The sequence below is a fragment of the Methylobacterium sp. CM6246 genome (assembly GCF_054818005.1).
Window position 1 is genome coordinate 23,240 of record NZ_JBTXKY010000003.1, and the last position, 19,020, is coordinate 42,259.

General features: G+C 65.8%; 18 protein-coding genes and 1 pseudogene. 9 read left to right on the top strand and 10 right to left on the bottom strand.

Annotation, left to right across the window (positions count from 1 at the left end):
* Window positions 1-126 precede the first annotated feature (126 nt).
* The 3 genes from ACYQPG_RS30235 (at window position 127) to ACYQPG_RS30245 (ending at window position 1,524) form a co-directional block, all read left to right on the top strand.
* A complete protein-coding gene (locus tag ACYQPG_RS30235) occupies window positions 127-540 on the top strand; it encodes a helix-turn-helix domain-containing protein (protein WP_461232636.1) in 414 nt (137 codons plus the stop codon).
* A 104-nt stretch (window positions 541-644) separates the two neighbouring features.
* Window positions 645-884 (top strand): hypothetical protein, encoded by a 240-nt coding sequence (locus tag ACYQPG_RS30240; protein WP_461232637.1) that lies wholly within the window; start codon window positions 645-647, stop codon window positions 882-884.
* 421 nt (window positions 885-1,305) lie between these two features.
* A complete protein-coding gene (locus tag ACYQPG_RS30245; protein WP_461232638.1) occupies window positions 1,306-1,524 on the top strand; it encodes a hypothetical protein in 219 nt (72 codons plus the stop codon).
* Window positions 1,525-1,667: 143 nt separating this feature from the next.
* On the opposite strand, the gene ACYQPG_RS30250 is transcribed toward ACYQPG_RS30245, so the two are convergent.
* Window positions 1,668-2,279, bottom strand: a complete 612-nt coding sequence (locus tag ACYQPG_RS30250; RefSeq protein ID WP_461232906.1) for a site-specific integrase — start codon at window positions 2,277-2,279, stop codon at window positions 1,668-1,670.
* A gap of 130 nt (window positions 2,280-2,409) precedes the next feature.
* On the opposite strand from ACYQPG_RS30250, the gene ACYQPG_RS30255 reads away from it, so the two are divergent.
* Entirely contained in the window at window positions 2,410-4,323 is a 1,914-nt protein-coding gene (locus tag ACYQPG_RS30255) for a potassium transporter Kup (RefSeq protein WP_461232639.1), read from the top strand.
* A 400-nt stretch (window positions 4,324-4,723) separates the two neighbouring features.
* Here the strand turns inward: ACYQPG_RS30255 and ACYQPG_RS30260 are convergent, their stop codons facing one another.
* Together ACYQPG_RS30260 and cueR are read right to left on the bottom strand one after the other, a co-directional pair.
* Window positions 4,724-6,679: an AI-2E family transporter gene (locus tag ACYQPG_RS30260; RefSeq protein ID WP_461232640.1), complete on the bottom strand. Its 1,956-nt coding sequence runs from the start codon at window positions 6,677-6,679 to the stop codon at window positions 4,724-4,726.
* Window positions 6,680-7,130: 451 nt separating this feature from the next.
* Complete coding sequence (gene cueR, locus ACYQPG_RS30265) at window positions 7,131-7,604, bottom strand: Cu(I)-responsive transcriptional regulator (RefSeq protein ID WP_461232641.1); 474 nt, start codon at window positions 7,602-7,604, stop codon at window positions 7,131-7,133.
* Window positions 7,605-7,740: 136 nt separating this feature from the next.
* Between cueR and ACYQPG_RS30270 the strand changes: the two genes are divergently transcribed.
* The 3 genes from ACYQPG_RS30270 to ACYQPG_RS30280 all read left to right on the top strand — a co-directional run bounded on the left by ACYQPG_RS30270 (window position 7,741) and on the right by ACYQPG_RS30280 (window position 9,821).
* The gene (locus ACYQPG_RS30270; protein ID WP_461232642.1) at window positions 7,741-8,490 is read left to right on the top strand and encodes a glutaredoxin family protein; all 750 of its coding nucleotides are present in this window, start codon (window positions 7,741-7,743) and stop codon (window positions 8,488-8,490) included.
* A 14-nt stretch (window positions 8,491-8,504) separates the two neighbouring features.
* The gene (locus ACYQPG_RS30275) at window positions 8,505-9,239 is read left to right on the top strand and encodes a DUF4396 domain-containing protein (RefSeq protein WP_461232907.1); all 735 of its coding nucleotides are present in this window, start codon (window positions 8,505-8,507) and stop codon (window positions 9,237-9,239) included.
* A gap of 321 nt (window positions 9,240-9,560) precedes the next feature.
* Window positions 9,561-9,821 carry a hypothetical protein gene (locus tag ACYQPG_RS30280; protein WP_461232643.1) on the top strand — a complete coding sequence of 87 codons (261 nt, stop codon included), beginning with the start codon at window positions 9,561-9,563 and terminating at the stop codon, window positions 9,819-9,821.
* Between the two features lie 52 nt (window positions 9,822-9,873).
* On the opposite strand, the gene ACYQPG_RS30285 is transcribed toward ACYQPG_RS30280, so the two are convergent.
* The 4 genes from ACYQPG_RS30285 to ACYQPG_RS30300 form a co-directional block, all read right to left on the bottom strand.
* Window positions 9,874-10,896 carry an aldo/keto reductase gene (locus tag ACYQPG_RS30285; protein ID WP_461232644.1) on the bottom strand — a complete coding sequence of 341 codons (1,023 nt, stop codon included), beginning with the start codon at window positions 10,894-10,896 and terminating at the stop codon, window positions 9,874-9,876.
* Between the two features lie 95 nt (window positions 10,897-10,991).
* Window positions 10,992-11,756, bottom strand: a complete 765-nt coding sequence (gene budC, locus ACYQPG_RS30290) for a meso-2,3-butanediol dehydrogenase (protein ID WP_461232645.1) — start codon at window positions 11,754-11,756, stop codon at window positions 10,992-10,994.
* Window positions 11,757-11,802: 46 nt separating this feature from the next.
* Window positions 11,803-12,861 (bottom strand): SDR family oxidoreductase, encoded by a 1,059-nt coding sequence (locus tag ACYQPG_RS30295; protein ID WP_461232646.1) that lies wholly within the window; start codon window positions 12,859-12,861, stop codon window positions 11,803-11,805.
* 514 nt (window positions 12,862-13,375) lie between these two features.
* Window positions 13,376-14,401, bottom strand: a complete 1,026-nt coding sequence (locus ACYQPG_RS30300; RefSeq protein ID WP_461232647.1) for an IS110 family RNA-guided transposase — start codon at window positions 14,399-14,401, stop codon at window positions 13,376-13,378.
* A gap of 64 nt (window positions 14,402-14,465) precedes the next feature.
* Between ACYQPG_RS30300 and ACYQPG_RS30305 the strand changes: the two are divergent.
* A pseudogene (locus tag ACYQPG_RS30305) lies at window positions 14,466-14,894 on the top strand (IS630 family transposase); the annotation flags it as partial.
* A gap of 98 nt (window positions 14,895-14,992) precedes the next feature.
* On the opposite strand, the gene ACYQPG_RS30310 reads toward ACYQPG_RS30305, so the two are convergent.
* Window positions 14,993-15,937, bottom strand: a complete 945-nt coding sequence (locus ACYQPG_RS30310) for an alpha/beta hydrolase family protein (protein WP_461232648.1) — start codon at window positions 15,935-15,937, stop codon at window positions 14,993-14,995.
* Between the two features lie 174 nt (window positions 15,938-16,111).
* On the opposite strand from ACYQPG_RS30310, the gene ACYQPG_RS30315 reads away from it, so the two are divergent.
* Window positions 16,112-16,717, top strand: a complete 606-nt coding sequence (locus ACYQPG_RS30315; protein WP_461232908.1) for a TetR/AcrR family transcriptional regulator — start codon at window positions 16,112-16,114, stop codon at window positions 16,715-16,717.
* A 466-nt stretch (window positions 16,718-17,183) separates the two neighbouring features.
* Here the strand turns inward: ACYQPG_RS30315 and ACYQPG_RS30320 are convergent, their stop codons facing one another.
* Window positions 17,184-17,678, bottom strand: coding sequence for a hypothetical protein (locus ACYQPG_RS30320; protein ID WP_461232649.1), 495 nt, complete (start codon window positions 17,676-17,678; stop codon window positions 17,184-17,186).
* Between the two features lie 396 nt (window positions 17,679-18,074).
* Window positions 18,075-18,998 (bottom strand): EthD domain-containing protein, encoded by a 924-nt coding sequence (locus ACYQPG_RS30325; RefSeq protein WP_461232650.1) that lies wholly within the window; start codon window positions 18,996-18,998, stop codon window positions 18,075-18,077.
* Window positions 18,999-19,020 lie beyond the last annotated feature (22 nt).

The following is a 19,020-nucleotide window of genomic DNA, read 5'->3' on the forward strand; positions in this document are numbered from 1 at the left end:
GCCAAGCTATGCCGTTGGTGCAGGCGTAGGTTGCAAAATTGTGAGCAACTCAATCGTGCGTAATGTGGTTCGGTGGTCCTAGCCGCTCTGGCCCACGCAACACCTCAAGCGAAAGCTGCTCACAAGATGACTGCCTCCTACAAGCCGAAGCTGGCGACCGAAGCCGATCGCACCATCGGGAGCCGCATCGCAGTGCTTCGTGCCGCCCAAGGTTTGAGCCAGACGGTGCTCGGGCAAGCGATCGGCGTCAGCTTTCAGCAGGTGCAGAAGTACGAGAAGGGTCGCAACCGCATCGGAGCCGGTCGCCTTCAAGCGATTGCAGATACCCTCCAAGTGCCGGTCGAGACCTTCTTTGCTGGGCAGGCAGAGATCGACGATGGTGAAACTGCGGCATCGACCTTCTTCAGCGATCCGAAGGTGATGGAACTCGTGATGGCGTTCACGAGCATCTCCGACGAGACGACGCGTAATAGCGTCCTGTCGATCGTGAAGGCGGCGGCCAGCCTTCGGCGGAGCCCTGCTGGGGCCCACGCTTCGTAAGTTTTCCAGTGAGCGGGGTCCGCCGATCGACACTACGTAAAAATTGTATTTGATCGTATCGTATACAATATGTAGGCGAATATGGCGACACTGCGAGGGTTGCCATGGCCGCGCGAACAAGCCTCATCATCTTGATAGCCGCTGGCTACCTTGGGGGAGCAGTAGTGCTCCATGTCTGCTGGCAGTACAGCTTCATTCTGGCCGTCGTAGCAGCGCCTTTCGGCGGGAGCCTCGCGGTTATCTCTGCTGCTTTGTTGGTCTACCTGCGCAACGTAGATGGCTGGAGCCGTCCGCTCACCGTTGCCAAGCGCACCCCATCCGACGCGATGAGCCGGGCCAGCTGATCTCCGCTGAGACCTGAACAGCTCCTGCTTGCGAGCGCACCGGTTGCCGTGTCCCCCCGTTCACGCGGCCGGTGTGTCGCCATTCCGGACGACTGCTACAGCAAGCAACGCCGTCTCGTGGCCAGCTCAAGGGCGGGTTCGCTTGAGCGCTGGGAACGGTATCTCAGGATTAGCATAGGTGAGGAAACGTCGAAATCGACGGGAGGGTGCGACCAATGTCTGGATTAACGCAGCAAGACACTAAAACATGTTTGTTTTGATATTTTGAGATATTAAATATAAGTAAATTACAAAATATTTCGAACATGCAATTTTGGCACGTCACTGCCGAGGATCAACGGTATTGGCACCGCCTGCGCCAATCTCACGTTCCTCCGACGCGGAGAGGTTGGCGCAGGTCTCCAGCTTGGAGGCGTCCGGCATGACCTACAGCGTCAAGATCAATCGCATCGGGAAAGGCGGAGCCCCGGCGGGTGCTCCGCGGGTATACGAGGCGATAGATGAGTCGGATGCTATCACGATAGCCGCCTATGAGGTTGACGGCAGCAAGGTCGATTGGCCTTACGTCGCCACTGTGACCGACGCTACTGGGCGCTTGTTGTTCACCTATTCCGGCCGTTTCGTCGCGGCTCCAACATGACCAAGCAGGAGCGTGAAGACTGGGCGCTCGACGACCAGGATGCCAAGGACCTCATTATCTTCACGCTTGTGTTTCAGGTGGCGATCCTGGTCGTCACGATGCTGTGGTGAAATCTTATGTAGACGCAGCCCCGAGCTACTCGCTTACAAAAACCCACTTCCTGAGTGCCTTCTGAAAGCGTTCGCCCGTCGAATGTATCCGACTACGGTGCGCGGATCCCGGTGGCCGGATTGGTCCATGATCCGCGCGAGGTCGACGCCGCGCTGGGCCGCAGTGGTGATGTAGCCAGCCCGCAGGCTGCGTGCCCCGAAGGCCGAGGCATCGAGCCCGGCAGCCGTACAGTACCGCTTGATGATATCGGCCACCGCGTGGGTCGTCAGCCGGGGCGTAGCAAGCGCCTCCTCAGTTTTGTGGGTACCTCGCACATTCCCTGATCGTGACACCGGCCGGAACACTGGCCCCTGGACGATCCCAGCCGCGCTGAGCCATTCCCGCACCAGTGCGACTGGCCGGATGAACCAGCCGTGCGGGATCGCCTTCTCCAGGCCCCTGCCCTCTTGGTCCGTCTTTGACCGGCGCACCCGGACCCGCAGGCCTTCCGGGTCCTCGACCAGGTCGGCGACGTCGAGGGCCACGAGTTCGGACCGGCGGAAGGCTCCTGCGAACCCCAGCGCCAGCAGCGCCCGATCGCGCTTGTCCGGCGGCCTTCCAGGGCGCCGGGCTCGATTGCGGCCGACGACGAGACCGCCGGCGATGTCCGATCCTCCGGATCCGAAAGGGTATTGGCCGAGGACCGCCGCATCCGCAGGTGCGAACGTTCCCGTACCTTCGACCGTTGAGGCTTACCTTGCGAGCTCCACACGTTCGCGGACGTGGAGCCATTGGATGCACGTGATCGCCAGGACCGAGTTCTCCACCTCCGACACCCCGCTGCCCGCCGAGGCGGAACAGGGTTCAAAGACGGGCTTCTGGGCGCTGACACTCGGCTCGGTCGGCGTGGTCTACGGCGACATCGGCACCAGCCCGCTCTATGCTCTGAAGGAGTCCCTCCACGCTGCCGCCGGAGGGGGACACGCGCCGACCCGCGAGATGGTCTTCGGCGTCGTCTCGCTGATCCTGTGGGCGCTCATCCTCATCGTCACGCTCAAGTACGTGCTGTTGGTGATGAGGGCCGACAACGACGGCGAGGGCGGCACGCCCTCCCTAGTGGCACTGGCCCAGCGCGCTCTGGGCCATTCCGGAGGATTCGTCATCGTGCTGGGAATGGTCGGCGTGTCGCTGTTCTACGGCGATGCCATTATCACCCCGGCCATGTCGGTGCTCTCGGCGGTGGAGGGGCTGAAGCTCGTGACGCCGGCCACGGAGCCGTACGTCCTGCCCATCAGCCTCGCCATCCTGATCGGCCTGTTCGCCCTGCAGAGCCACGGGACCGCCAGGGTGGCGACCTTCTTCGGCCCTCTCACGGCGTTCTGGTTCATCGTCATGGCGCTCGGGGGCCTGGGCCACCTCGTCGACGATCCCAGCATCCTGGGCGCGCTCAACCCTACGCACGGCGTCTCGTTTATCCTGACCCACGGTACCGCCGGATTGCTGGCGCTCGGCGCCGTGTTCCTCGCCGTCACCGGGGCGGAAGCGCTCTACGCCGATATGGGCCACTTCGGCCGCATGCCGATCCGCACGGCTTGGTTCGGCCTCGTCCTGCCGGCGCTCGCCCTGAACTATCTCGGCCAGGGCGCCATGCTGCTCGCCCACCCGGAGCGGGCCGAGAACCCGTTCTTCCTGCTCTATCCGTCCTGGGCCCTGCTGCCGATGGTGCTACTCGCCACCGTGGCGACCGTGATCGCCAGCCAGGCCGTGATCACCGGCACCTTCTCGATCACCCAGCAGGCCATGCAGCTCGGCCTGCTGCCGCGCATGCGGGTCCTGCGCACCTCCGAGACCGAGAAGGGACAGATCTACATCCCGCGGGTGAACTGGTGGCTGCTCGTCGCGGTCGTGTTCGTCGTGGTGCTGTTCAAGTCGTCGAGCGGCCTGGCGGCGGCCTACGGCATCGCGGTCACCGGCGACATGGTCATCACCGCCTGCCTGCTGTTCGTCGTCGCCTGGAAGGTCTGGCGCTGGTCGCCTGCGGTCGCGGCCGCGGTCATCGCGCCGTTCCTGCTGATCGAGATGGTGTTCCTCTCAGCCAACGCGCTCAAGATCCTCCATGGCGGCTGGGTACCGCTGACCATCGGTGCCGCCCTCGTGACGGCGATGTGGACCTGGCGGCGTGGCTCGGCCCTGATCGCCGAGGAGATCCACCGTCGGCGCGTGCCGCTCTCCGAGTTCACGCGGATGGCCGAGACCGGCTCGATCCAGCGGGTGCCGGGAACGGCCATGTTCCTCACGGGCACGCCCGGCGATACCCCGGGGGCCTTGATGCACAACGTCAGGCACAACCGGGTGCTGCACGCGAACAATTATATCCTGCACGTGGTCACCGAGGACCTGCCGCGGGTGGCCGACGCCGAGCGCGTCGCCGTGAAGAAACTGTCCGACGCCTTCTCCTGCGTGACGGTGCGCTTCGGGTTCACCGAACTGCCCGACCTTCCGCGCGCCCTGTCAGCCGCGGGTCTGGACAAGGGCGACCTGTCTTACTTCCTGACGCGGCGGGTGCTGGTGGCCTCACCGGAGACCGGCATGCCGGTGTGGCAGGACAGGCTCTACATCTCCATGGCCCGTGCGGCCACGGACGCGTCCCGCTACTTCCGCATCCCGGTAGACCGGGCCGTCGAGATCGGCGCCCGGATCGACATCTGAGAAGCTGGGACAAGTCGTATCGGACGACCGGCGAGTGGCAAATGTCGTTCATGACGGCTGGCGATCCGGTGTCGGCCGATAATGCAACACCGAACAAAGCTAGGGCGATAGCGAACTCCGGAATCAAGGCCGCCGCCGGGTGGCCGAGCGCTTCGATGCAAACAAGGCCTTCCGAGACGATCATCGGGCATCCGGTATCGTCAACACACGCCGGGGCGGCTTTGGTCGCCGGCAGCGTTTGAACGAGGGCCGGCGAGGGTACCGGCCCCACTCGGAGCACACACGGTCCGGTGCCCTCGCGGGTTGCCATTGGATTGCCGTACCGCCGCCCGCGTTGGCAGTGAACTTCTCTGGGGCGGCGGCTGGCTGGCGCTGTTCGGGTTGTGTGCCCAGCCGCCTCTCAGGCGGCCTCCTTCACCCCATTGGCACCGCCGGCGTGCCTCAGGCAGGCTTCGACGCCGTCGCGGAGCGAGGACACGTAGACGTCGGCGCCGATCTCGCGGCCGATCGCGGCGTCGGTGAGGACCTTCTCACCCACGGGCCAGAGCCCGACCAGCACCGGCATCCCGGGGGCACGCCGCTTCAGGCGTTCTAAGAGGTAGCGAAGGTGCGCCGGGTTGCCGGAGATGTCGAGGTAGGAGATGCACACCATCGCCACGCCGGTCAGGTCGAGCTCGCGGATCCGGTCGCGAGAGACGGCCTCGTAGCCGGCGACCCTGGCACCGAGTCCGTGCTTGCGCAGCAGCTGCGCCAGCATCGCCGACGACGCTTCGTCCAGAGGACCGCGCCCGGCCACGCAAAGTACCGGGGTGTCGCCGCGCCAAGCCTCGGGAAGGGCCTCGCGGGGCGGCGCCTGACCGGGGACGGCCTCGGTCCGGGTGTGGATCCGCTCGGCCAGCGTCGGTGTCTCGCTCGGATTGACTGCTTTATCCCCACCGGTCGGCTCGACGTCGTCGTGCTCCTCGAAGTCCTCGACCAGGGACCGAGAGGACGCCCGAATGTTCTCCAGGTGCGCCGGGGTGACGACGCCGCGCGCGAAATCGTTGGCGGCGAGTTGCAGGCCCTTGAGCGCCACTTCGTCGTAGTACGACGATAGCGAGCGCTCCTTCAGCATGGCCTCGGCGAGGTCGCGCACCTCGTCCGGATCGCCGGCCAGCATGCGCTGGTAGAAGTTCTCCACCGGCGTCAGCGGTGGCCGGTCGCCCAGCATGACGTCGAGAAATTCCAGGCTGTCGACGTGCCTACCGAGCACCACCAGGCAGACGGTGAACGGGGTGGCCAGGATCAGGCCGATTGGCCCCCATAGGAACCCCCAGAACAAGGTCGAGACGATCACTGCGAACGGCGAGAGCCCGGTGGAGTGGCCATAGAGCAGCGGCTCGATTACCTGCCCGAAGATCGGTTCTGCGATCAGGAATAGCGCTGCGGTCGCGATGACCATCGACCAGCCCGGGTCGACGGCTGCAGCCAGGGCGACGGGCAAAACTCCCGAGATGAAGGCGCCGATGTAGGGGACGAACCGCATTAGCGCCGAGAAGACGCCCCACAGGAGCGGGTTGGGCACGCCGATGATCCAGAGGCCGACACCGACGATGACCCCGAAGGCGGCGTTCATGCCGAGCTGGGCCAGGAAGTAAGTACCGAGCCGCCCCGCTGCATCGTCCATGGCCACGGTGGTGCGGTGCAGGTCGCTCGATCCGAACAGGCGGATCATGCGGTTGCGTAGATCCTCGCGCTGCAGCAACAGGAACACCACGACGACCAGCACGATGCCGATCCTTGTCAGGGGCTCAATGACCGGGCCGAGCACCTTCTTGGCGAGCACAAGCGGCGACGGATCGGGTTCCTGCACTCGCACGAGCTGCGCCTTGGGAGTATCGCCGGCGGGGACGGTGGCCGCGGAGGTGCCGGCGGCGTCGGCCCTTTGAGTGGCGTCGTGGACGTCGTGGTTGAAGCGCTGAAGCATCCGATTGGCCTCGCCGAGCCAACCCTGCTGCAATCCGGCGAACTTCTTCTGCACGGTGGATTGGTACTGAGGCAGGTTGCCGGCGAGTCCGGCTACCTGGGTCCCGATGACGGCTCCGATGCCGCCGATGACCGCGAGCGACAACAGGACAGCGACGATGACGGAGGGCACGCGTCCGAGGCTCAACCGTCGTAGCAGGTTGACCACGGGGCCGAGGACGAAGCTGAGGAGCACCGCCAGCACGAGGGGGATGAACACCTCGCGACCGAAGTACAGGGCGGCCACGAGAACCACGCCGACGGCGAGGGTGAGCAGCCCGCGAAGGCCGGGTACGAGCGGAGGCGGAACCTGGGCTGGCTGGCGCGGTGCGCCCATCTCATCGGTCGGCATGCGGGGCGGAACTCCTCGACGCTGTGCCCCTCCAGGGCGCACGTGCCCTCAACGCGGAACAAGAAGGATTGGACCGGGGAAATGATTCCCCCGACGCGACCGCGAGGGAACCAACGTTTCGGAACGCTTCACGTCGGGGACGGTCGGCAGGCGAACATCCTGCAAGAGCTTGGCGGGAGAAACATACGGTTCATGCCTGTCGGCTGACGCGACATGGTCGCCCTGGTCCCCTTACCCGACCTTTGGTGTACGACCTCCACCACCTTCCTCGGCAGGATCCCCGAGCGGCTAGATCTTTTTAGATGAAGCTCGATGGCCCTACCGAATCGTCATCGGGTCCCAAGACTTCGCTCGCATGCGGCCTCGGAAATCTTGTATAAAGAGACGAGGTCTATAGGAAACGAACGGACCATGCGGACGTTGGATCGTCGGCTGTCCCTCTCGTATAGCCTCAACGCTTGGAGAATGCCTTCCGGCGCGGTGCGGGGGGCGACGTCGCCCCCTGGGGTGCGCCCGGATGGCAGGCCGGGACGTTGGTCCCGGTCTCCAGGCTGGCGATGATCGGGCAGTCCGGCCGGCCGTCGCCGTCGCATGCGTCGGCTAGGGACCGCAGGGCGTCGGCCATCTCGTTCAGTTGGCGGGCCCGTTGTTCGAGTTCCGTGACGTGGGCCCTCGCAATGGCCTTCACGTCGTGCTTTCTGCGGTCGGGGTCGCTCCAGAGCCCGAGCGGCACCCGGATACGGTCCAGCGAGAAGCCCAGGTCCCGAGCGTGTCGGATGAAGCCGAGCCGGTGCAGGTCGGCGGTCCCGTAATCGCGGTAGCCGCTGTCGCGCCGGTCCGCCGGGGGCACGAGCGCGATGCTCTCGTAGTGCCGGATCATCTTGGCCGAGAGCCCCGAGGCCCGGCTCGCCTCGCCGATGTTCATCGTGAAAGCCCCCCGTTGACCTTGCCATGATGGGAAGGTGCAGGAAGGTCCGCAAGCCCAACCGGCCGCTGCCCGCACCCTGCTTCCACTTAGAAGCCCAGACGGCATCCCGGCCCGACAACCCACGGAGTTTCCGATGCAAGCCCCCGCGTCCCGCAAGGCCGTCCTGTATCGGATGATGATGCCGCAGCACACGTGTCCCTATGGGCTGAAGGCGAAGGACCTCCTCGAACGACAGGGCTTCCAGGTGGAGGATCATTGGCTGATCACCCGCGACGAGACCGACCGCTTCAAGTCCGAACACGGGGTCAAGTCGACGCCACAGACCTTCATCAACGGCGAACGGGTCGGGGGTTTCGACGACCTCAGGCGGCATTTCGGGCGGGCCGCCAACGACCCGAACGCGACGACCTATACGCCGGTCGTGGCGGTGTTCTCGATGACCGCGCTGATGGCGCTCGCGGCGAGCTACGCCGTGTACGGCACGCCCCTGACGGTTCGGGCGGCTGAGTGGTTCATCGCTTTCAGCATGTGCGTGCTGGCCCTCCTCAAGCTGCAGGACATCGAGACCTTCTCGTCGATGTTCCTCGGCTACGACCTGCTGGCCAAGCGCTGGGTGCGCTACGCCTACGCCTACCCGTTCCTTGAGGGTCTCGCCGGCTTCCTGATGGTGGCCGGCGCCCTGAACTGGCTGTCGATCCCCGTGGCCCTATTTATCGGTACCATCGGCGCGGTCTCGGTGTTCAAGGCGGTCTACGTCGAGAAGCGCGAGATCAAGTGCGCCTGCGTCGGCGGATCGAGCAAGGTGCCGCTCGGCTTCGTCTCGCTGACCGAGAACGTGATGATGGTCGCCATGGCCGTCTGGATGCTGGCGATGGGACATTGAGCGGCATGGCCACGATGTTCCCTTCCTGGCTCCACGGGCTATCGATCCTAGCCCTGCTGCTCGGGGCCGCCTGCGCGCTGCTGCTGTCGGTGCAGGTCATCCGGCATCCGCAGCACATGACCGTAATGAACGTGGTCTGGCCTGTCAGTGCGCTGTTCGGCACGGTGGTCGTGGTCTGGGCCTACTTTCGCTATGGCCGCCTCGGCACCATGGAGGCGCATCACCGCGCGATGGAGCGGGATGAGAAGCCGCCGAACATGACGCAAACTCCCTTCCCGGTGATGGTCGGCAAGGGCGCACTCCACTGCGGCAGCGGCTGCATGCTCGGCGACGTCGCAGCCGAATGGCTTGCCTTCCTGGTGCCGGCGGCGGCGGTCTGGTTCGGCTGGCAGTCGCTGTTTGAGGAGAAGATGTACGCGGTCTGGGTTTTGGACTTCGTCTTCGCCTTCGGGCTCGGGATCGTGTTCCAGTACTACGCCATCGTACCGATGCGGGGGCTCTCCCCCGGCCAGGGCATCGTCGCCGCGCTCAAGGCCGACACCCTGTCGCTGATCGCTTGGCAGATCGGCATGTACGGCTTCATGGCGTTCGCCCAGTTCACCCTGTTCCCGCAGCTCGCGGGGCAACCGGCACCGGTGAACTCGGCCGAGTTCTGGTTCGCCATGCAGGCCGCGATGGTGGCGGGATTCGTGACGAGCTATCCGGTGAACTGGTGGCTGGTCTCCGCGGGGATCAAGGAGCGGATGTAGGGCCATCGACGCCATCCTGGTCGCTGTCGATGTCGACTCCGAGGGAAGCGGAAAGCTGGATGCGTTTCCCGGTGCCCGCTTCCCAAATGAAGGATTCCTTAACCATGGGGGGCCGGCCCTCGTCAGCGCCGCCACTTGGGAAACGGATCGCTCCTGCGGCCGATGAAGAAGCACCCGGGAAGCAGGGGTGATCGTACGGGAAGCGGCCAACGGACGGCCCTTGCCGGTGGATCCGGGTCACCGACCCGACGATCCTCGATCCCACCCTTTGCCTCAGCCTAGGGCACCGTCGATGGGTCTTCCGGAGGGAGGGCGAGGAGCATGCCTTCGCCCCCCTCGGACGGGTGCACTCGAACAGCGGCAAGACGCTCATCCAGGCCGCCGTGGACGGGCTCGGCCTGGGTGCAGCTGCCCGGCCACTACGGGCGGGACGAGATCCCGTCTGGTGCCCTTCTACCCGTGCTGGAGACGTGGGCGTCGAAGGAGCCCTTCGAGTTCTTCATCGTGTATCCGCAACGGAGGCTGCCGCAGCGAGTCCGCACGCTGATCGACTTCCTGGTCAACGAGATGCGTGCCTTGTAGGCGCGCTGAGGCGGGCCGGAACGCTTGGTCCGACCCGCCCGATCCCCGATGCTCAACCGCGCTCGTTCAGCATCGGGAAGCCGCGCTGGTGCCACACCGGATAGGCCGGCGGAACGTCGCTGCCAGCATCGAGCATGGCCACCTGTTCCTCCGAGAGACTCCATCCGACCGCACCGATGTTCTCGATCAGCTGCTCCTCATTGCGCGCGCCGACCACGATGTTGGACACCGTCGGACGCCGGAGCAGCCAGTTCAGCGCGACCTGGGGCACAGTCTTGCCGGTTTCTCCGGCGACGCCGAGAAGCGCATCGACGATCCGGAAAAGGCGCTCCTGCTCGTAGTGCGGTCCGGTCTCGGCGATGTCGTGTGCCCGCGTGCCCGGCTTCGGCGGCTGGTCGCGACGAATCTTGCCTGTCAGCTTGCCCCAGCCCAGCGGGCTCCAAACCACCGCGCCGACGCCCTGGTCGCGCCCGAGCGGCATCAATTCCCATTCGTAGTCGCGGTTGAGCAGGGAGTAGTAGGCCTGATGCGCCACGTGGCGCGGGTAGCCGTATCGGTCCGACACCGCGAGCGACTTCATCAGGTGCCACCCGGAGAAGTTCGAAGCGCCGATGTAGCGGACCTTGCCGGAGCGCACGATCCCGTCGAGCGTTGAGAGCGTCTCTTCCACCGGGGTGTTGTAGTCCTGCCCGTGGAGCTGCAGCAGGTCGATGTGCCCGGTGCCCAACCGCGTCAGGGCCTTGTCCACGGCGTCGACGAGATGCTGGCGCGACGAGCCGAAGCCGTTGGGATCGTCGCCCATCGGGAACGTGGTCTTGGTCGAGATCAGCAGGCGGTCGCGCTTGCCCTTGATGGCGGCACCCAGGATCTCCTCGGCCAGCCCGTCCGAGTAGACGTCGGCGCTGTCGAACATCGACACGCCGTGGTCGAGGCAGACGTCGACGAGGCGGGAGGCGCCCCCCGCGTCGGTCGATCCCCATGCCTTGAAGAAATCGTTGCCCCCGCCGAAGGTGGCGGTCCCGAAGCTGAGGGCGGGTACGCGGAGCCCTGAGTGGCCGAGGCGTCTGATTTCCATCGTCGTTCTCCGTTTTGCGGGTGGTGCCGATGACAGGCCATCGGCATGCGGACACAAGGCGCCGTGAGGGTACCGGCAATCGACACGTGTGTGGATCAAGCCTGTCGCGGCTGGCCGTTCGAGGCGGACAAGCCGCCGTCCACCGGCAGGTTCACCCCGGTGACGAAACGCGCGTCGTAGCTCGCGAGGAAGGCGATGACGTCGGCGACCTCCTCTGCCTCCGCGCCGCGACCCATCGGGATTCGGTCGGTGAACTTCGCCATCAGGGCCGCGTCGTCCTTCATGTCCCGGGTCAAGTCCGTGAAGGTCAGGCTCGGATTGACGGCGTTCACCCGTACGCCCTTGTCGCCGAGCTCAAGCGCCAGCGACCGGGTCAAGTTGGTCACGGCCCCCTTGGCGGCGTTGTAGAAGCTCATGTTCCAGTCGCCGCCGAGACCCGATACCGAAGACACGTTGACGATGCTACCCTTCGCCGTGAGCAGATGGGGCAACGCGGCCCGAATGCAGAAGAAGACGCCGTCGACGTCGACCGCCATGACCTTGCGCCAATCCTCGACCGAGGCTTCGAGGAAGGGGCCGGTGGGGGCGACGCCGGCATTGTTGACTAGCACGTCGAGCCTGCCGAACCGCCCGACCGCAGCAGCCATGAGCGCCTCGGCATCGGCCTGGTGCGAGACGTCGCCCGCATGCACCAAAGTTCGCCCAGCATCGAGCTCGGACGCGACGCGGTCGAGCTTGCCCCGGTCCCGGCCGTTCAGGACGACGGAAGCGCCCTCCGACGCGAACCGTTTCGCGGTGGCGGCGCCGATGCCGCTTCCGGCGCCGGTGACGACGACAACGCTCTTTTCGAAGCGGGACATGTTCGGCTTCCTTCCTGACGGGTGATGCTGTGGTCGATGCCGGATCTCAGGCGACGGGCGGGATGACCTTGAGGTCGCCGAGGTGCCGTAACTGGTTCCGGAACATGTCCTCGGTATCGATGCAGGCATGGAAGCCCGCCTGACGGGCCTTGATCGTGCTGCTGATGTTGTCGAAGCCGCTGGCGAAGATGAAATCGCCGAAGGGCCATGAGGCTACCTTGTCGTAGGGGATCGGCTGCAACCCGTAGCGCTTGGTCATCCTGTCCCAGAGCGGTGCCTTGTCGGCCATGTAGGTCGCGAGCGGCATCGGGATCGGATCGGCCCAGTCCATGTCGAACATGCGCGCGATCCGCGGCCACATGTGCTGCCAGCGGAAGTAGTCGCCGTTGGTGATGTTGAAGATCTCGTTCCGCGCGGCCGGCGTCGTGCCAGCCCAGTCGGCCGCCTCCGCCAGGATGTCGGCCGAACTGACCTGGTAGAGCGCCCGGTAGGCGGCCTCCGTGCCGGGGAAGCGAAGCGGGATGCCGAGCTCCTTCGAGATGGCCGCATAGACGGCGATGACCGTGAGCAGGTTCATCGGGTTGCCGACGGCGAAGCCGCAGACCGCCTCGGGCCGGAGCGCGGTGAACGACCAGTCCTTGCCCTTCTGGCGCTCGCGCAGGAGGTCCTCCTGGTCGTAGTAGAAGTTCGGCGGCATCAAGCGCGGATCGTCCTCGCGGGCGGGCGTCTTGAAGGGCCCGAGATCGGCACCGTAGGCCTTGCCACCCTGGTAGAACGTGACGTGCCGTAGGCCCGGCGAGGTCTCCTCGACGACGTCGAGCAGGTTGCGCAGGATGGCGACGTTGACGGTGCTCTTCTCGGCGGCCGTCAGCTTCTCGATGTAGGCTCCGAAGACGATGTGGGTGACGTCGCGGACGCCGCCGAGACGCTCCCGGATCTGGCTGGGTTCGAGGAGGTCGACGGAGACCGCTTCGACGTTGGGGACGGACGGTTCGGTTCGACGCGACAGGCCCAGCACCCGAGTGTCGGGCTGAGCGGCGAGGCGGGTGGCCGCGGCGCGGCCGATGACGCCCTGGGCGCCGGCGACGAGGACTTTTCTCTGCATGATCGGCTCGCTCCTGTTCGCCCTAAGCTGGGGGTGCCGGGATGAGCAAGAAGTGGCCGCACCGGGAACCAGCCTTACCAAGGGGAAAAGCCGCCGACGCCGTCCGCGGTTCGAACGCTCGGCTACTGAGCATCCATAGCCGTCGCGCCGCCGGGCAGGTCCTCGACGAGACGGCCGCCACGACGAAGATGGTCCGCCGCTATGGTCGTGCTCCGTGCGGTCAGCGCTGCCGGATCGCCGTGCCTCACGGGCACGTGTGGACGCCCCCTAGGGTGCAAGCAAAATCTCTGAACGGGCGCTGCGCGTGATCGGGTGCTGCCATGTGTCCGGCCTCTGATGCGGCGGGTCACATGCCGCGGGCCCGTATGGGAGTGCGAGAGTCGGGACCACATCACTACAGCGCGCTCGAAGCGCTTACCCTGAGCCTGGTTCTCCCAACTCCGTCTCACCGACGTTGCGCCATACCTGTCCGTCGACCTTCTCACGCCCTCCGACAGCCTCGCGTCCGCCCCGCCTACGCGGTGACGGCCGGAGCTCGGTAGGTCCCGCCCTTCGTCAGAAGGGCCCACGCGATGCGCGCGTTCTTGTTCGCCACAGCTACGATGACCAGCATCGGCGGTTTGCGCGCCAGCATCCGGCCCAACCACGAGTCCGCCGGCACGCCTTTGCGTTTGGCCCAGCGTACGACTGCGCTGGCAGCGATGATCAGCAGACGTCGCAGCGTCCGCTCGCCCATACGCGAGGTACGTCCGAGCCGCTCCTTGCCGCCAGTCGAGCGCTGCACCGGTGTCAGCCCGACCCAGGCGGCGAAGTCGCGGCCTGACCGGAACGTCTCGACGGGTGGGGCCAAGGCCTCGATGGCGGTGGCGATCAGCGGGCCGATGCCCGGCACGCTCATCAGCCGCCGGGCCGTGTCGTCGGCCTTCGCGCGTGTGGCGATCTCGGCATCGAGGGCTGCGGTCTGCTCCTGCAGATGGCGGAGCGCATGCACGAGAACGGCGAGGCTGGCACGAGCGGCTAGAGGAATGTCCGATTCGGGATCCTCGATCTGCGCGATCAGCCGCTCGACGTGGGCGGGGCCTTGTGGGGCAATCTGGCCGTACTCGGCGAGATGGCCACGGATCGCGTTGATGAGCTGGGTGCGCTGGCCGATCAGTACGTCGCGGGTCCGGAAGATCACTGCGGAGGCCTGCTTGGCCTCACTCTTCACAGCGACGAAGCGTATGGTCGGACGCTGCGCGGCCTCACAAATCGCCTCGGCATCGGCTGCACCGTTCTTTTGCCGTTTGACGAAGGGCTTTACGTAGGCTGGCGCGATCAGCTTCACCATGTGGCCAAGCTTGCCGATCTCCCGGCCCCAATGATGCGCGCCGGGGCAGGCCTCCATCGCCACGAGGCAGGGTGGTTGGGCCGCAAAGAAGGCGAGTACTTGATCACGCCGTAGCTTCTTGCGGAAGATCGGGGCACCGGCAGCATTCGCGCCGTGCGCCTGGAAGACGTTCTTGGCCAGATCCAGGCCGATGGTGCTAACCTCTGTCACGGACGCCTCCCTCCGGTGGTTCTCAACACCACCACTTTGGCACGTGGATGCCGTCGGGGGGCGTCCACCCCATCACTACAAGACCACCACCGTCACCGCCGCCCTGCGCACCAGCGGCTTGGTCGCCACCACCCTGTTCGACGGGGCCACCAACGGCGCGCGTTTCCGGGCCTACGTCACCAACACCCTGGTCCCGGTGCTGAAGCCGGGTGACACCGTCATCCTCGACAACCTGCAATCCCACAAGGTCGTCGGCGTGCGCGAAGCCATCGAGGCGGCCGGCGCGCGGCTCCTCTACCTCCCGGCCTACTCGCCCGACTTCAACCCGATCGAGCAGGCCTTCTCAAAGCTTAAGGCGCTGCTGCGCACCGCCGCTGCCCGAACCGTCCCAGACCTTTGGGCAGCCATCGCCCGGGCCTTCGCAGCCTTCACTCCAGCGGAATGTCGCAACTACATCGCCGCCGCCGGATACGACGCTTATGACCCAACCTAAACGACAACAGCTCTAGTGGAGGATGACCTACGTCCGGGTGGGTAGTTTTAAGACTGGCTGCTTTCAGCATTCGGTGGCGAAATGCAGCCGCGTTTCGCTCACTTCACCTCGATAACCCCTTCCGGGTCGAGACCGTCCTTCAGTTGACCGACGAGCGTTCCCCACGATGCGTCGGACGGGTCAAGCGCGGTGCGGAGATACGCCGTCGAAAGACGCTGGATCGCGGCTACCCGAAGGGGACGCTCGTCGGTCGTCTCCCGCGCTTCGTAGTTGGAGATGCCGCCAAGCGAATGTTCGCCGCCCGACACCGTGAACAGTGCCTTCGGGCCTGGGCTGAGGTCGTAGGCCTCACGCCACCAATCCGGACCGCGGACGGTCATGGCTCCCTTGTCGTTTCCGCCCGCGATCACGAGCGTCGGCGCCGTCATGCGCGAGAAATCCGGGTGCATGAAGGGAAAGTTTTGCGCCGCGAAGGGACTGAGGTTGTCGCCGCCCGTGCCGGGCACGGTCAGCAGCACACCCGCCTTGACCCTGGCATCACGGATGTCCACGACCGAGCCGTCATCGGGGTCGGGGTGCGTTGCTCCAAGCAGCATGCTCGCGGTCTGGGCGCCCCACGAGTGACCTGCCACGGCAATCCGCCCGCGATCGATGCGTCCGCGAAGGCCCGGGACGGCAGCTTCCGCATGGTCCAGCCCATCCAGCACCGCGATCAGGTCGTGTTCGCGCGAACGCCACATCTGTGGACGACGCGGATCGTCCTTGGCCAGCCCAAGCATGCGCGCGTCGAGGTGGGTCGGCTGAACTACGACGAAGCCGTGCGCCGCCCAGTAATTGACCAGGGGGCCATAGGCGTGGAGCGACTGGCCGTTCCCGTGCGAGAAGACGAGGATGGGCAGCGCGTCGCCTTGGATCGGGGCTGACACCCGGACCTGCAACGTCCCCCCGCGGCCCGCCGCCGGGATGTCGATCGGCGCGACGGCAACGATAGGTCGAAGACCCTCGACATGCGCCCTAGGTGCTTCGCTCAGATGTTCTGCCATACGGTTCTCCTATCGTAGAACGTGATCTCAGCGCCTATGAACCGGAACGTCGTTCCGCTATGGCACTCAGGGCGCCCGCTTTAGTGGAACATCGTTCCGCTTTGCAAGAGGCATACATTGACCGAGGGAAAGCGCGTGATCGACCGAAGGGAGGACGAGAAGGGCGGCCCTGTGATGGGCGATGCCGACGCCCGTCCTCTGCGCGCCGACGCCCAGCGGAACGAGGACGCCCTCCTGGACGCTGCCAAAGCCGTCTTCGCTGCTTCAGGCGTGGATGCCCCCGTGCGGGATATCGCAGCGCGAGCGGGGGTTGGCGTCGGTACGCTCTATCGCCGCTTTCCCACGCGAGCCGGCCTCGTGGCAGCCGTGTTCCGTCAGGAGGTCGATAGATGCGCCGCTGAGGCGACGACCCTCGCGGTCGAGCGTACCCCGGACGCAGCCCTGGAAGGATGGCTTCTCCGCTACACGCAGTTCATCGCGACAAAGCAAGGATTGGCCACTGCTCTGCATTCAGGGGATGCGACCTTCGACAGCCTACCTGCCTACTTCCGCAGCCGGTTCGAGCCAGTGCTGACGTCGCTACTTCAAGCCGCAGCCGAGGCTGGCACTGTGAGGACCGATATCGCGCCCTACGATCTGCTGCGGGCGGTCGGCAACCTCTCCGTTGCCTCCGACGAGGACGGACAGGCGCACACACGGCGGATGGTGCTCCTGTTGATCGACGGCTTACGCCGCGGTGCCGGGGCGCCCGTCGAGGAGCAAGGTCCGCTTCCAGGATGAACTGGAAAATGAGGCGCGGTCCGAAATGGGTGGGTAGCGGTTCGGCTGCTTTCGGTGGCTAATATCTTCAAGCAGACATAGTTCCTATCGACAGAGCCCTACCCCTCCGCTCAGCTGCTCTCATCGTCAAAGCCGAGAGTACTATGACGCTGCAGGAACTAGCGACCCATACCGGGGCGCTACTACACATAGAGCGAACCCGGCCATTAATATCACCAACATCATGGTGGCCCTGCACTACGGCAGTGCTGATACGCCCGCTTTGATAGCCAACCCAAAGATCCGCCTTTTGACCCCAATGTTCCGCACGTAATCAACCTAGAGTAAGGAAAGGCGAGGCGAGCCATGGCAGTGGGTCGCCTCGCTCGTCTCAACCTGTTCGCGGCGTCTATCCCTGGCCATTGAACGGGGTAGCGTCCGCCCTGCACGCTGAGGGGAATGCGCCACCACGCAAGACACGGGGGTCCTAGGTGCCGCGGGTTCGGAAGATCGCGTCGGTCGTCCGGGGTTGGCGCTCGGCCGAGGAGATCACCAGAACGGCAAGACCGACGGCGACGGCATCCTCGGCGAGGCCTTTGGCGCGGCCGGGCATCGTGCGGGAGTCGGGGCCCCGGGCGGAGCGTCCGAGGAGCGTCCCGGCGACCGCACCGGCAACGCCGGCCAAGGCCCCGACCTCGGGGGACGAACGGTGCCCGGCCAACGCCCACCCACCGAACGCGCCGACGGCGATCCGAAATGCGAAGGACGGCGGGATGCGCCGATCTGGGGCGAACGGCATCTTGTCCCCGGCCATCTCGGCGATTGCCGCCCCCGTGGCGAGCATGCGGGCGCCGGAACCGGCGGGGATGAGGTTTCCGCGCGTACGCCCCTCGGAGGCGGCCCAAGCCAAGGCGGCGCACGCCGTCATGTTGCGCATCCCCGCAACGAAGCCCAGACCGAAAGAAGTTACGTAGCTCTGCATTCTGGAGGTCCTTCCGCGCGAGACTGCCCCCAATGGCAAGACGGCGGTTCCTTCGGGTGTTCCGACGCGGCCAAGCCGGGCGCCTTGAAGGTGGCTGCCGCATCCCGATGGCGATCGGGCGGGAATGCCTTTCCCCGAGCCGGTTCAATCGCGAACGCCCACGGCCAGGGATGGTAGTTCCGGGATCCTGGCACTGGTCCTCAATATGCCGGAGGCGGTGCGTTCAGCACCGAAGAGCACGACACTCGGTGCGCCGGGCAATCCGCTCGCTTGACGTTATCCGCGACGCGCTACCCCACGGGTCGAGAGGCCCGGCCTGAAGGCTTACCCTTGGAACGAATGGTCAGCCCGGCCGGATGCAGGCGGAACCATCGGTCTTCAGGCGCCGGCGGCTACTCAGCAACCGGATACCTCGTCGGGGAGAAACAGGTGCCGTACGTCCGCACCAACCTGGTTGACCGCGCCGATCCGCTCGATGAGCTGGGCCGGCCGGCTGCCGCGCAGGCCCGCCAGCGTCAGCTTTCCATCGCGGACGTAGGTGTAGACACCGCTGACCGCGAATGCCGAGGCATAGGCGACATGCTCGCCCAATCCTACGGTCGCTGCCCCGAAGGCATCGGACGCGTAGAAGGTCCGTCGCTCCAACGGCGAGCCGAACGCCAGTTCCAGGACCGCGATCAGCCGACGTTCGCTCGGCACCGCGTGATCCACGTTCGGCGCGGGCGGAGCGGGCTTCGCGTTGTCGTAGAGCTCAGGCAGGTGAAGCCGCACCTTCAGGACCACCGCCTCTGCCGCGAGGGAGCGGGCCAACGCGGTTATGCGCTTGCCGAACGCCGCGGCGTCATCGTGCAAGGCGCCGAGATGGATCTCGATCCGGTCGAGCCCGTCGTCCCCATTCGGGGACGGCTCGGCTACACGGTCCACCAAGGTCGTCGAGCCGTGCGGGAGCGCGTAGGCGACCGTGGCGGCGAACATGTTCTGCTCGTCCGCGAACAGGATCGGGCACGCCTCGTCGAAGGCCGCCTGGTCCGAGGCGGAGCGGAAGCCGATCTCGACGCCCCCGTCCAACTCGTAATTTTCGAACGGCCCGATCCCCTCGACTTGCGGCCAGAGGTGCGCATCCTGCTCGCGGTCGAGGTGCCTTTGCACGTACCAACCGAGCCCGGGAATGCGGGCGCACAGGGGGCCGTGCACGTCTCGCCAGTAGGTGGCGAAAAGCTCGTGCGGCACCCGGGGGCGTCGCAGCACCGTCGTGTAGGTGTTGATCGCGATGGCGGCGTCGCGCTCGGAATAATCGACGGTCGTGGTGAGCCTCGGCATGTTCGTTCCAATTGGCGGGTTC

Coding starts and splice junctions, on each gene's coding strand:
- ACYQPG_RS30280 (WP_461232643.1), top strand. CDS start 9,561: ATGCCTTCGCCCCCCTCGGACGGGTGCACTCGAACAGCGGCAAGACGC.
- ACYQPG_RS30310 (WP_461232648.1), bottom strand. CDS start 15,937: ATGGCAGAACATCTGAGCGAAGCACCTAGGGCGCATGTCGAGGGTCTT.
- budC (WP_461232645.1), bottom strand. CDS start 11,756: ATGTCCCGCTTCGAAAAGAGCGTTGTCGTCGTCACCGGCGCCGGAAGC.
- ACYQPG_RS30275 (WP_461232907.1), top strand. CDS start 8,505: ATGTTCCCTTCCTGGCTCCACGGGCTATCGATCCTAGCCCTGCTGCTC.
- ACYQPG_RS30260 (WP_461232640.1), bottom strand. CDS start 6,679: ATGCCGACCGATGAGATGGGCGCACCGCGCCAGCCAGCCCAGGTTCCG.
- ACYQPG_RS30255 (WP_461232639.1), top strand. CDS start 2,410: ATGCACGTGATCGCCAGGACCGAGTTCTCCACCTCCGACACCCCGCTG.
- ACYQPG_RS30245 (WP_461232638.1), top strand. CDS start 1,306: ATGACCTACAGCGTCAAGATCAATCGCATCGGGAAAGGCGGAGCCCCG.
- ACYQPG_RS30270 (WP_461232642.1), top strand. CDS start 7,741: ATGCAAGCCCCCGCGTCCCGCAAGGCCGTCCTGTATCGGATGATGATG.
- ACYQPG_RS30315 (WP_461232908.1), top strand. CDS start 16,112: ATGGGCGATGCCGACGCCCGTCCTCTGCGCGCCGACGCCCAGCGGAAC.
- ACYQPG_RS30325 (WP_461232650.1), bottom strand. CDS start 18,998: ATGCCGAGGCTCACCACGACCGTCGATTATTCCGAGCGCGACGCCGCC.
- ACYQPG_RS30320 (WP_461232649.1), bottom strand. CDS start 17,678: ATGCAGAGCTACGTAACTTCTTTCGGTCTGGGCTTCGTTGCGGGGATG.
- ACYQPG_RS30240 (WP_461232637.1), top strand. CDS start 645: ATGGCCGCGCGAACAAGCCTCATCATCTTGATAGCCGCTGGCTACCTT.
- cueR (WP_461232641.1), bottom strand. CDS start 7,604: ATGAACATCGGCGAGGCGAGCCGGGCCTCGGGGCTCTCGGCCAAGATG.
- ACYQPG_RS30235 (WP_461232636.1), top strand. CDS start 127: ATGACTGCCTCCTACAAGCCGAAGCTGGCGACCGAAGCCGATCGCACC.
- ACYQPG_RS30285 (WP_461232644.1), bottom strand. CDS start 10,896: ATGGAAATCAGACGCCTCGGCCACTCAGGGCTCCGCGTACCCGCCCTC.
- ACYQPG_RS30295 (WP_461232646.1), bottom strand. CDS start 12,861: ATGCAGAGAAAAGTCCTCGTCGCCGGCGCCCAGGGCGTCATCGGCCGC.